Consider the following 11891-nt stretch of genomic DNA (forward strand, 5'->3'; position numbering starts at 1 on the left):
CTCGAGCCGCTCCAGGTCCCGCCTATGACACCCATCGTCGTGGGGCAGGAGATCGACCAAGAATTGAACCAACCCTCCGTCCTTGCCCCCTGCATTGAGATGATATGAGGACAAAGGACGTTGTCCGTTGCCGCAAAGAAAGTCGGCTCGGGCGAGCATCCGGACGTGTCGCGCAACACGCTCCCGACGAAGATCGAGAATCTCCGCCAGTTCGCGGACAGTCAGGTCGGCATGCGCGCAAAGGCCCAGGATCCGTAGGCGATCAAGATGCGCTGCTGTCATTAGGCGATCGACAAGTATCATCATTGGTCAGCACGGCGCCAAATAGAAGAACCGAACCCCTCGTCCTGCTCGCTTTGTCATATCGGGCTCTTCGCAAATGCTGTTCGGCCGCAGAACATAAACACACCAGATTTCTGCCGCCACTGAACTTGATAGTTGTGGTGAGCGTACCATTGACAGCGATTTGTGGTCGCAAAGATTCCATGAATTTCCTTGAAGGATCTGTTGCAAGGCCTAAACAAGAACGCAACGAGATTGGCTAGGTGCTGGTAAGACGGCAAGCTGGCGAACAGCTTGGCCAAGAGGGAGGCGATCGGCGCCACCTTTCCCTAGGCGACAGTTCTAACCCGCATGGTGCACCTGATCCGCCATTTACTTGATTTCGTGTCACGGAAGGATCGCAAAACCGTCGTGCCGACGCTCAGCGCCATCTGCCGGGCCGCGGACGCCAAGCCGGCATGAAGGGGCTCTGGAGGACTTCGAGGCCGGCGACTGGGCCGCGATACCCGCCGATCACCCAGAGGTGGCGGCGCGACTGGCAGCACGTCGTGCCGTTCTTCGCCTATCCGAGTGTGCGCAGCATCATTTACACGACGGATGCAGTCGAATGTCCGCGGCGCGTCGGCGGCATTTCCAAATAGCGCTTAATCCTGGTCAGTCAGGTCGCACCAGATCGACGTGGCTGACACGGAGGGCTTGTGCCAGTTCATAAAGAGTGACGATGGTGGGGTTCCTTTTGCCCTTCTCCAGCCCGCTGATGTACTGCTGGCTGAAGCCGGAGAACTCGGCAAGCTGCTCCTGCGTCAAGCCGGCCTTCTCCCTGACCCTGCGTGCATTTCGTCCGACCAGCTTGCGCATTCCATGCGCGGAGGTCAGCGGATCACGGGCCTTGAGTATATCAACTATAATATGTAATCCACATTGTCATCGATTTGCCAAAACCATCTGCCGCGGGGGCAGCAAATCCAGGGATGCGATTTTGATGACGTTGGTCGCCTCAAGCCAAGCACAGCACGAGCTATCGGTCACGCAAGCGACGCACATGTGCGAGAACCTCGCAAGGGTCGATTTCGAGCGCTTCCGCTACGTCGAGGAATAATGACGTCCATGCGACGTTCACCGCCCTCATACTTGGCCACGAAAGACTGCGGACGGCGAAGCGCTTCGGCAACCTTGGCCTGGGTTAAGCCCTTGTTCTTGCGCGCCGCTATCGGCTGTTCCAGCAGCCGGCGTTGGCGGGGCGATTGAAGAGATGCCGGCATCAGATGGTGCTTAAGTCTATTCAGATCGCGGATCGAGCAGCGTTGCCGGCTCAACCTCCAGCACCATAGCGAGTTTCTCGACCATGTCGATGCTAGCAGCATATACACTGCGCTCAAGAGCGCTGATGTAGGTTCGATCAACACCAGCTTCATGTGCCAGCGCCTCCTGCGACAGCTTCTTTTTCTCGCGAAGCCTACGCAGATTGCGGGCAAAGACCTCTCGGATTCCCATAGGCGAGAGGCCACCCTCTTGTTGAGGATTTCACCACGGAGTATGCTCTACAAAGTTAGGGAGCAACTGGCACGAGCATCGACTTTGCCCGAACTACCTACTGTTAGCGATCGCGACTTCCCGGATGCGATCTGACGATGATTATCGCTCAAGGTCAGCGCTGTAGGCCATGCAAGCTGCGCCAGGGAGCGAAGCCGAGTGGTCTAGACCCATGTCGAAGAAAGCGGGCTCAGTTCACTTGCGGCCGGTTGCGCGCCATCAAAATCGATTTCGGCTATCCGGGATGGGCCAGATCGCCTTTGTTACTGCGGCCTAATCAACTCACAAGGATCAACGTCAAGCGCTTTTGCGAGCCGGCCAAGCACACTGACGCTTGCGGAAACCCGAGCACGCTCGATCGAACCCACATAGCGCATGCTCAGCTCTGCGCGGGCAGCCAATTCTTCCTGCGTCAGGTCCTGATCATGGCGCAAACGACGCATGTTGATCGCCATGATCTCCTTGAGGTCCATGGCGAGATTAGGGACCAGAACCGGAACTATGGTTCTAGGAACGATCGTTCCTATTCGCTATGGTGAGCCCAACCGAGGAGCAGCCGCGCCCTATCCGATGACGACAAACCCGAACCGCAGGAGGTCGCGATGAAACCCAAAGTTCAAGACGAAGTCCCGTGGTCGGACCGTCTGACCGCTTACGACAACGAGCACTTCACGATCTATATGAGGCTCCTGGACGCGTCCGCCGACGATGCCAGCGAAGACGAGATGGCGCAGCTCGTCCTCGGCATCGATCCGATGCGAGAACCTGAGCGCGCCCGAATGGCGGTTCGCAGCCATCTCGATCGGGCAAACTGGATGGTTTCGACTGGATACAAAGAACTGTTCGCGCGCTGACCGCCTCCAGGTAAGCTATTCCAATTGCTTTCAGGCTAGGAAATCCTGATAGCCACGATCCATGAGCATGTGACCGCGCCGGACAGCACGGCGAATGCGATCGCGAAGGTGGTTGCGCGGATCCGCCCAGTCGGCCTGGACGCGTTGCCGGCCCAACAGGGCCCTTGCGATTTCACGGTGCGATGCACCGCCTAGCGAGCCGTCAAGCGCCTGAAGGACAAAGCGCAGACGGCTGGCGCGCGCTTCGGGCGGAAACAGCCTGTCGGGAAGTTGTCCGGTCGCGTGAAGAGCATTAAGGCATTCGAACGCACTCAACTGCTGCCTCATCCGATCGGCGGGCCAGATCGCGTCGACGGAAAGCCGAACGGGGCGCAAAACGTCCGCGCCCTCCACAACCAGTTGTAAATCCCGGTGAGCATTTCGCAGCGCGACATGCTGGCGACCGTCCGCCGTGATCACGATTGCTACCCGACATGGCAATGCAGCGAGATCAAACGAAAGCGTTTCGCGCGACAATGCCTTTTCCGCAATGACCGGCAGGACATGCGGGCATTGGCGGGAGCACCAGAACGCAGCCGCATCACGCCTCAACGAGCTTGCGAAACAGGAGCCCCCACCGCGTGAGATCGAGCGACGATCTCACCACTTCTACCTCGAAGCGCCTTTCTGCAAATTCTGCCTGCTCAAGCGCACGCTCCAGGTCACGCTGGAAGGCCGGATTGCGCCGCAGGAATTCCCAGGCCCAGCCGCGTCGCGTCAGGTAGCGTGTATAGCGATAAGATTTCTCATCCTGCCAGTCGCGCCAGTCGGCGTTGTTACCTATCATAACCATGTCAGGCGCCCGTGCAGAGCACCGGCGGCCACAGCACGGGACCGCCAAGACCGCCATTGTGGTGGACCGCAGCAAGGCTCTCATCTGAGACATCCAAAAAGCCGGCAACGGCGCGCGTGGTGCCGATTGTCTGGGGCGGACCTATCCGGGCCAGCGGCCGTCCGACGCGACGCAGGATTCGCTCCATCCGCAAATCCGTAACCGTGACGATATGAGTGAGCCGCCGCGACAAACCGAACTCGATCATGCCGGCGAAGAGTTCATAGGTGGCAACAGCAATGCTCCCACTGCCCTTCGGTGCAGACGGTGGAAGATCAAGGGCGAAACGGCTGCTTTCCCACACACTCGGTTCCTCGGGTGCCGTTCTCCCCTCCAACAGCCTCGAAAAGACATCTCGCAGCATCGTCGGCCCAGTCGAGGGCAGAAGGCGTGCGCCGCCCCCGACGCGACCGGCGGAATCGCGCCAGACAAGATAGTGCGGTTTCAGGGAATCGAATGAATTGATCTCGAAGCCGCCGGTCGTGCGCCCGTCCAGCCGTTCCTTGAAGACGCGGTAGCGCAGGCGGTGTATTTCGTGAAGTTCGTCGGCAAAGGCGACGTACCAGCCGGGCGCAATAAGCTCAATCATGAGGGTCTCCTCGCAGGTGTGACCCTGCCATTTGAGGCGAACCTTCATGCCGCGACTGCCTGTGCATTTGCACAGGTAGATCAAAGAGGGATTCTGTTCCTCAGAGAATTGATGATCGTGAGGAGGCCAGCAGCGTCACCGCCTGATTTTTGGTGCGCACGCCGAGCTTCTTCTTGGCATTGTCCAAATGGAAAGCGGCCGTGCGCGCCTTGATCCCCAAGATGCAGCCGATCTCCCAGGCGGACTTGCCCTTCGCCGTCCATTGCAGGCATTCGTACTCACGGGGCGTCAGCGAAACACCATCCACCGCCAGACCACCCGAAAGCTTGCGGCGAACGCCAATGTGAAAGCACATCGCCATAATCTCGAGCGCCTGTTCATATTGCTCGGCGATGCGCAGGAAGGTCGGATCGAGCCTGTCTGCCGCGAAGGTCATCGCAGCGACACCGCCGCGGCGGTCGACAAGTGGTATCGTCAGTCCGCAGCAGATGCCGAATTCGGCAGCCTCATCGAAAAGCTGTTGCTGTCGCGTTGAAATGCCGGCATGGCCGAAACCCGGTCCCCACTGAAAGGGACATTCGCTGCACCTTGCCCATTCTATGACCGGGTCGATCCTTTCATATTGGTGGCGCAAGTAGCGCGACGTCCAGCCGGAATGATAGTTCGATATCAGCCTGGGTTTTGTGACGCGATCAGACACCAGAGACAGATAGGCGAATGCGGGAATATCGAAGGCGCCGGCGGCGCTGGCCAGTGCGTTATAGAAGTCGACTTCATCAACGCTCAAAGACAACTGTTCCAGCAAAGTTTCGAAGACAAGCTGCATTTATGTTTTCAATTAAACCTGGGACTTTCTGGCTTCGTGGCAGCCACGGCGAGAAGACTTGCCCCCGAGATATTCGACGCTGGAGAAAATTCACCGCGGTGACTACTCCCCGGACCTTCGATCATGTGAAGGGAGATGCGTGCGACCTCCACGCCGGCTGCCGTCAGCCGCGCGTCGGAAGCTGCGATTGTGGGCGGTTGCCATGGCATAACAGAAATATCGAAGCTCGATGTGCCATCCGGATATGCAGATGACCTCCTTCTCGAACTCTCGATTGCGGACGCGCTACAATCACCCAGATCCAGCGGGTCAAAAAAGGCGCCCTGCCGGCAGGGAGGTACACCGGCAGGGCGCGCCGCACAAACCCCCGGTCGTTGGGCAACAGGACAGCGGCGGCAGAACTGATTTGGTTATCGCTTGCGATCGAAGTTATCCGAAGCATGCTTAGAATCTGACGGCTTCAAGTTTAGCGGTTTCGGTCGGCTTGGCGCGAAATGCGCTATCAACCCGTCTTCACCAATGGGACACCAATGGGCGACCAGTCCTAACGACAGGCTGACGTCAAAGCGTCTGCTCCGTGGGAAAGTTCATCCCAGGGACCACCACATTGGTTAGCCGGGCCGGCGTCGAACCCGGGGCTCGCTTCCGTCGGCGCTCGTATGTTCATATCGCACCCTCGGCCTTCAGCGCGCGATAGGTCATCTCGACCGATTTCGCGGTTGCGTCGACAATTATGTCGATCTCCTTCCGGGTGATGATCAAAGGCGGGGCAAAGCCGAGGATATCGCCGTGCGGCATGGCGCGGCCGATGACACCGTTCTCGAACAGAGCTGCGGCGGCGCGAACGCCGACCTGAAGATCGGATTCAAACGGTATTCTCTGCTTTGGATCTCGCATCAGCTCTACGGCGGAGAGGATTCCGACACCACGAACCTCGCCGACGATAGGGTGTCCCGCCAGTTCGGCATTCATGCGGGCATGCCAATACGGTCCGACATCGCGGACATGCTCCAGGATATTTCTTTCCTTTAGGAGTCGAATATTGGCGAGCGCGGCCGCAGCGCAAAGCGTGTGACCCGAATATGTCCAGCCATGGCCGAGGGCGCCGTGCTTCTCTGTTCCTTGTTCCAAGACCGACCAGACGCGGTCGCCAATGATTGATCCGGAGATGGGCAGGTAGGCGGAACTCAAACCCTTGGCGATGGTCACGAAGTCCGGCCGCATGCCATAGAGGTGGGAACCGAATTTCTCACCGGTTCGTCCAAACCCACAGACCACTTCGTCGGCGATCAGCAGGATATCGTACTTGTCGAGCACGCCTTGGATAGCGGTCCAGTATCCGTTTGGGGGTGGGACGATACCGCCTGTCCCAAGCACCGGCTCTCCGATAAAAGCTGCAACGGTCTCCGGGCCTTCAGCGAGGATAAGGGCTTCAAGTTCATCCGCGCAGCGCCCCGAGAACGCTTGATCACTTTCCCCGTCATGCGCCTGGCGATAGTGGTGCGGCGTCGTGGTATGGCGCACCAGATCCAACGGCAGGTCGAAGAAATCATGAAAGAAGGCGAGGCCCGTCAGGCTCCCGGTGACCAGCCCAGAACCGTGATAGCCGCGATGTCGCGAGATGATCTTCTTCTTTTCGTGGCGTCCCAGAATGTTGTTGTAGTACCAGACCAGCTTGATGTTGGTTTCGTTGGCGTCGGAGCCGGAAAGGCCGAAAAAGACCCTTCGCATGTTCTGACCAAAATACTCGACCACGGCCTCTGCCAAGAGGGCGACCGGCTCTGTTCCTTGACTTGCATAGACATGGGCGAACGGCAATTCGTGTGCCTGCCTGGCGATGGCCTCGGCAATTTCCGTGCAGCCATATCCCATATTGACGCAGTAGAGCCCACCGAACCCGTCGAGGCTCTTTCGGCCTTCGGTATCCCAGATGTACACGCCTTCCGCACCGGCCATGATCCGATTTGGGGTCTCGCCTCGGCTGTGCTTGGCCAGATGCGTAGACGGATGAAAGACGAAGCTTCGATCCTTCTCTCTGAGTTGCTCGGTTCCAAGATTACTCAACCGCATAGTCCCTCTCCTCGCGATGGATTGGCGGAGGGCACTCGGCCGGCCGCCTCCTTAGCAATTAGCATACCGCAAACGCCTCTCCAGTTTCGCGGGAATGCACGTCCTTCGCCGACGAATTCGCGGAATGGGGATCAAAAGCCGTGGAAACCATGGCCTCGGGGTTTACCGTCGCCTTAGTGCGGACAAGGGGATTGGTGAATTGGATTTGACTGGTTTGGTCACGACAAGACTGTAATATTGATCGATTCCCAAGCCTGCCTGTAGCAGTCCCTCCATGAAATCCTGATACGCAGCCATAGAAGGAGATGCGACGCGCATCAGATAATCGATCCGCCCGCCGATAGCCCAGCAATCCAGGATTTCCGGAAATTCTCCGATCGCAGTCTCGAAGTGTCTTTGGTCCTCGAGGCGATGACGTTCCAGCACGACCTCCACCATGACAAAGACCATGCCGCCGATGAGGGCCGGACTCAGCCGCGCGTAGAACCCCTCAATAATCCCTGCTATCTCGAGTGCACGGAGCCGCTCCGAGCAGGCCGACGCCGAAAGATGAACGCGTTTTGCAAGCTCGCTTTTTGAAATCCGGCCGTCTGACTGAATCTCGGAGAGAATCCGGAAGTCCCAAGCGTCTAGGCGCGCAGGATTGGGTTTCGACTTCATGACGTTGTGCTCTTAAGCCGTTGTCGACAATGGAATTGACGCCGCCCAACCGAGCTTGGTCGGAAGGCTCAAACGCCGATGTTGCGTGCGATGCTGTCCGCCGCCATGCGCTTGCGCCACTCAAGAGGCCCGGAATTGTGAATGGAGTTTCCCTCAATATCGACAGCCATGATGACAGGCATATCCTGCACCTGGAATTCATAGACTGCTTCCATGCCCAGGTCGTCGAAGGCAATGAGCCGCGCTGACTTGATCGATTTTGATATCAGGTAGGCAGCCCCACCCACTGCGATGAGATATGGCGTTTTGTATCTTACAATCGACTCGATGGCCGCCCGCCCCCTCTCCGCTTTGCCCACCATCGCGAAAAGCCCGGTTTCGGCGAGCACCTTCTCCGTAAAATCGTCCAAGCGGCTGGAGGTTGTTGGGCCTGCCGGTCCGACGACCTCATCTCTCACGGCGCGGACGGGTCCAACGTAGTAGATAACGCGTCCCTTCAGATCGAACGGAAGCGGCCTGCCGGCGTCGATCAACTCGACCATCCGCTTGTGGGCGGCGTCACGGCCTGTCAGCATCTTTCCGGACAGAAGGAGCGTTTCACCACAGCGCCACGATGCCGTCTCTTCCTTGGTCAACGCATCGAGGTTGACTCTTCGCACGCCGGCTGGACTCAATTCGTCGGTTCCAATGTCGGGCCATGCGCGCAAATCGGGCGGCTCCAGCGTGATTGGTCCAGAGCCATCCAACGTAAACTTCAGGTGCCGGTTGGCGGCGCATTGCGGAATGAGTGCCACGGGCTTGGACGCGGCGTGGGTAGGATAGGTCGCAACCTTGACGTCAACGACTGTCGTCAGGCCGCCTAGGCCCTGAGCGCCGATGCCTAGGGCATTAATTCGTTCATAAAGCTCGACCCGCAGTGCCTCCTCCGCACTTGATGGCCCCCTGGCGATCAATTCCGCCATATCGATGGGCTGGTTCATGGCCTCCTTGGCCAGCAGCATCGCCTTTTCAGCGCTACCACCGATGCCAACAGAGATCAGGCCAGGCGGACACCATCCGCTGCCGAGGGTCGAAACGGTATCGACCACCCAATCGGAAACGGACCCGCTGGGGTTCAAGGTGGTAAAGCGCGCCTTGTTCTCTGACCCGCCGCCTTTTGCGGCAATGGTGATCTCGATCTGGTTACCTTGCACGAGTTCGACGTGGACGACTGCCGGCGTGTTGTCACGGGTGTTAACCCGTCCGGCAAGCGGATCGGCAACGATCGATGCCCGAAGGGGATTGTCAGGGTCCAGATAGGCCTGACGGACGCCCTCATTCACGAGATCTGCGAAACTGAGCGTTGATTTGATGCGGGCTTCCATGCCGACCTTTGCGAAGACCACTACTAGGCCGGTGTCTTGGCAGATCGGGCGCCGCCCGAAGGCCGCCATGCGGGAGTTCAGGAGAATCTGCCCTATGGCGTTCTTCGCCGCTGGGCTCTGTTCGCGCGAGTATGCCTGCGAAAGAGACCGGATATAATCTGGAGGATGGTAGTACGAGATGTACTGAAGGGCGTCGGCCACACTCCTTACGATGTCCTTGCCGGCAATGGTCCGTGTTCTATTTCCCACCGGATTTCATCCAAATGAACCGAGGCCGTTCACCATTTTCAAGATCTGGAAGCTCCGTACCCCCTGCTCGCCTCCTTCATATCCATAGCCGCTCTGGTTGACGCCTCCATAAGGCGCATCCGCTGAAACCCCTTTCAGGTAATTCACACTGACAGCGCCCGCCGAAAGACTGTTGGTCAGCTTTCGTTGCGTATCGGCAGCGTCCGTGAAGAAGTAAGCGGCCAAGCCATACTCAGTGGCGTTGGCTTCCTCGATGGCCTCTTCGAGCGTATCGAACGGAGCCACGGTGAGGATCGGTCCAAACGGCTCTTCATGAAGCACTCTGGCATCCTTCGGCACGCCCGTCAGGATGGTTGGCGGCCAGTAAAAGCCCGGTCCGTCGAGGCGTGTTCCACCGGTCTCGATGCGAGCGCCGCGTTCGACCGCGTCTTTAGTCAGGCGTTCCATGGCCTCAATCCGCCGTGCGTTCGCCATCGGCCCCATTTCCGTTGCAGGGTCGTCTGGTAGCCCGATCTTGATCTTGCGAGCCGCATCCGTCATTCGGGACAAGAATTCCTCATTGAGAGACCGAGCGACGAGAATCCTGCTCGGCGCATTGCAGCTCTGGCCAGCGCACTCGAACTTGTATTCCGAAATTGCCGGTATTGCCTTTGCCAGATCGGCATCCTCGCACACAACGACCGGCGAGTGTCCACCGAGTTCAAGGATGCAGCGCTGCAAGTTATTCGCAGCGAGCGTGGCCAGCTGTTTCCCAACCGCGGTTGAACCCGTGAAAGTCAAGACCTTCACGATTGGCGAACTGAGGAGATGCCGCGATATATGCACCGGTACACCGAAGACCAGATTGACCACGCCCTCCGGGATGCCTGCTTGGCGCAACGATTCAACGATATGGACCGCCACGCTCGGTGTCTCTTCAGCCCCTTTGAGAATCACCGGGCAGCCTGCCGCCAGCGCGGGGGCGAGCTTGCGGGCTATGAGAACGGCCGGATAATTCCAGGGCGTGAAGGCAGCAACAACACCGAGCGGCTCCGGGACGATCATCCTATTCGGGCCCAACGGAATCGGGGCCGACAGCTCTTCAGCATGCCTGCCGTTCCATTCCAGCGTTTCGACAGCGCGCGCGTACTCACCTGTCGCTTCGGCAATCGTCTTTCCCTGTTCGGACGATAGGTCCCTAGCTGCGGCTCCAACTTTCTCTGCTAGAATCCTGGCGGCGGCTACGAGGATCTCGCCCCGATCTTTGGCTGCTCGTGAGGACCACGCCTTGCGGCTCCGTTCTGCCGAAGCAAGAGCCTCATCCAAATCAAAAACCGTTGCCGAGGCCACCGAGGCAAATACCTTTTCCGTCGCCGGATTAATCACCGGCAATGTAGCTCTGCTACCACCGGCTCGCCATTGGCCGTTGATGAAGAGTTCGTAGCTCCTGGCATCGAACATCGCGTGCTCCACTTAAGTGAATTCTTGCATACGAGCGCCGTTCGATACCGAACCCGCTAACTCGCCTGAGCCAGTTTCATCGCGAGTGTCGCGGCAGGTCAAATATCGAATATTGCCGAAATCCATCTGGAATCCAGATCGATCTGATCCTGATGGCCGCAAGAAGACATAGCCTTGCCAAATAGGGTGAAGAGTTCAGGCCGCGTCAGGTGCCGCGGCTGCCCAGGCCCGACTCTCAATTAATTCTCTGGCGACCTTGGGGATGAGCTTGCGGACCGCGGAGACGGCCGCAGAACGCTCATCTTTCGGATTTACGGCAAGCACGACGGAACGGGTGATAACCGGATCGACGATTTTGACCGTCCTAACCAGCCCTTGAGAGGCTTCTTTTTGAACGGCCGAGGGGGCGAGAATAGAATGGGCTTTTCCTTCTATAACCATGTTGATGATCGTTGAGAGCGAGTCCACTTCAAACTTGACGTCCAGCGCGCAACCGTGTTGTGCGACGACGTCAGCCACCGAACGTCTGACATTGTTATTGCGCATGGGAACCGCCAGCGGGAACGCGTGTAGATCCGCCAGAGATATCGAATCTTCGAAAGGCGCTTCACCTGACGGCACCACGAGACAGAGCTCTTCGCGCGCCAAGATTGTCATTCGTGCCACACTATCCGCAGTGCGGTAGAGAACTGCCAGATTGAAGCGGCCAGCAGCCATCCACTCCTCCAGCGGTCCCGTCATGCCCTCGATCATCTTTAGTGAGACCCTCGGCAGCTCGGCTCTCACTGATTCAAGCAGGGGGCCGCTCAGCACGCGAGCGGCTCCAGACGGAATGCCAATGGTCACCTCCCCGGCAGGGGAAGCGGCTGTGTTGGTCAATTCCGCCTCGGTGAGCCGAATTTCCTTGAGAATTGCCCGCGCTCGTTCGAGCAGTTTGGCTCCTGACGTCGTCACGCTCACGCCGGTCCTGTCGCGTATCAGCAGCTGAGTGCCGAAGCCTTCCTCCAACTGACGCACATGCAGGCTCAGAGCGCTCTGAGCAATATTGAGGAACGCAGCGGCCTTCGTGAAGCTGCCTGCTTCGACTACGCCGACGAAGTATTTTAACTGCCTAATTTCCATAACTTGAAGAGCCCAACTGAGGCACTTTCCC

General features: G+C 58.4%; 14 protein-coding genes and 1 pseudogene. 3 read left to right on the forward strand and 12 right to left on the reverse strand.

Annotated features, from left to right (window positions below):
• Positions 1–120 precede the first annotated feature (120 nt).
• Both AC0NID_RS00400 and AC0NID_RS00405 read left to right on the forward strand, forming a co-directional pair.
• Entirely contained in the window at positions 121–258 is a 138-nt protein-coding gene (locus AC0NID_RS00400; protein WP_214393614.1) for a hypothetical protein, read from the forward strand.
• 330 nt (positions 259–588) lie between these two features.
• Positions 589–890 (forward strand): annotated as a pseudogene (locus AC0NID_RS00405) (transposase); the annotation flags it as partial.
• Between the two features lie 46 nt (positions 891–936).
• On the opposite strand, the gene AC0NID_RS00410 reads toward AC0NID_RS00405, so the two are convergent.
• From AC0NID_RS00410 to AC0NID_RS00420, 3 genes are all read right to left on the reverse strand, one after another.
• Positions 937–1140, reverse strand: a complete 204-nt coding sequence (locus AC0NID_RS00410) for a helix-turn-helix transcriptional regulator (RefSeq protein WP_473459241.1) — start codon at positions 1138–1140, stop codon at positions 937–939.
• Positions 1141–1560: 420 nt separating this feature from the next.
• On the reverse strand, positions 1561–1776 hold the full coding sequence (locus AC0NID_RS00415) for a helix-turn-helix domain-containing protein (RefSeq protein WP_019863473.1): 216 nt from the start codon (positions 1774–1776) through the stop codon (positions 1561–1563).
• Positions 1777–2078: 302 nt separating this feature from the next.
• The gene (locus AC0NID_RS00420; protein WP_473459244.1) at positions 2079–2288 is read right to left on the reverse strand and encodes a helix-turn-helix domain-containing protein; all 210 of its coding nucleotides are present in this window, start codon (positions 2286–2288) and stop codon (positions 2079–2081) included.
• A gap of 129 nt (positions 2289–2417) precedes the next feature.
• Between AC0NID_RS00420 and AC0NID_RS00425 the strand changes: the two genes are divergently transcribed.
• Positions 2418–2669: a DNA -binding domain-containing protein gene (locus AC0NID_RS00425; protein ID WP_473459246.1), complete on the forward strand. Its 252-nt coding sequence runs from the start codon at positions 2418–2420 to the stop codon at positions 2667–2669.
• A 30-nt stretch (positions 2670–2699) separates the two neighbouring features.
• Here the strand turns inward: AC0NID_RS00425 and AC0NID_RS00430 are convergent, their stop codons facing one another.
• The 9 genes from AC0NID_RS00430 to AC0NID_RS00470 all read right to left on the reverse strand — a co-directional run bounded on the left by AC0NID_RS00430 (position 2700) and on the right by AC0NID_RS00470 (position 11860).
• Positions 2700–3185 carry a DNA -binding domain-containing protein gene (locus tag AC0NID_RS00430; RefSeq protein ID WP_473459248.1) on the reverse strand — a complete coding sequence of 162 codons (486 nt, stop codon included), beginning with the start codon at positions 3183–3185 and terminating at the stop codon, positions 2700–2702.
• A gap of 64 nt (positions 3186–3249) precedes the next feature.
• Positions 3250–3501 (reverse strand): transcriptional regulator domain-containing protein, encoded by a 252-nt coding sequence (locus AC0NID_RS00435; RefSeq protein WP_473459250.1) that lies wholly within the window; start codon positions 3499–3501, stop codon positions 3250–3252.
• Position 3502: 1 nt separating this feature from the next.
• On the reverse strand, positions 3503–4129 hold the full coding sequence (locus AC0NID_RS00440) for an acyl-homoserine-lactone synthase (protein WP_473459252.1): 627 nt from the start codon (positions 4127–4129) through the stop codon (positions 3503–3505).
• Between the two features lie 100 nt (positions 4130–4229).
• Positions 4230–4955: a LuxR family transcriptional regulator gene (locus tag AC0NID_RS00445; protein ID WP_473459254.1), complete on the reverse strand. Its 726-nt coding sequence runs from the start codon at positions 4953–4955 to the stop codon at positions 4230–4232.
• 663 nt (positions 4956–5618) lie between these two features.
• Positions 5619–7025, reverse strand: coding sequence for an aminotransferase (locus tag AC0NID_RS00450; RefSeq protein ID WP_473459256.1), 1407 nt, complete (start codon positions 7023–7025; stop codon positions 5619–5621).
• A gap of 162 nt (positions 7026–7187) precedes the next feature.
• Positions 7188–7685: an Lrp/AsnC family transcriptional regulator gene (locus AC0NID_RS00455; protein WP_473459257.1), complete on the reverse strand. Its 498-nt coding sequence runs from the start codon at positions 7683–7685 to the stop codon at positions 7188–7190.
• A gap of 68 nt (positions 7686–7753) precedes the next feature.
• Positions 7754–9298, reverse strand: coding sequence for a fumarate hydratase (locus AC0NID_RS00460; protein WP_473459259.1), 1545 nt, complete (start codon positions 9296–9298; stop codon positions 7754–7756).
• A gap of 6 nt (positions 9299–9304) precedes the next feature.
• On the reverse strand, positions 9305–10738 hold the full coding sequence (locus AC0NID_RS00465) for an NAD-dependent succinate-semialdehyde dehydrogenase (protein WP_473459261.1): 1434 nt from the start codon (positions 10736–10738) through the stop codon (positions 9305–9307).
• A 195-nt stretch (positions 10739–10933) separates the two neighbouring features.
• On the reverse strand, positions 10934–11860 hold the full coding sequence (locus AC0NID_RS00470) for a LysR family transcriptional regulator (RefSeq protein ID WP_473459263.1): 927 nt from the start codon (positions 11858–11860) through the stop codon (positions 10934–10936).
• Positions 11861–11891: the final 31 nt, after the last annotated feature.

This window comes from Mesorhizobium sp. WSM4821, assembly GCF_055901555.1.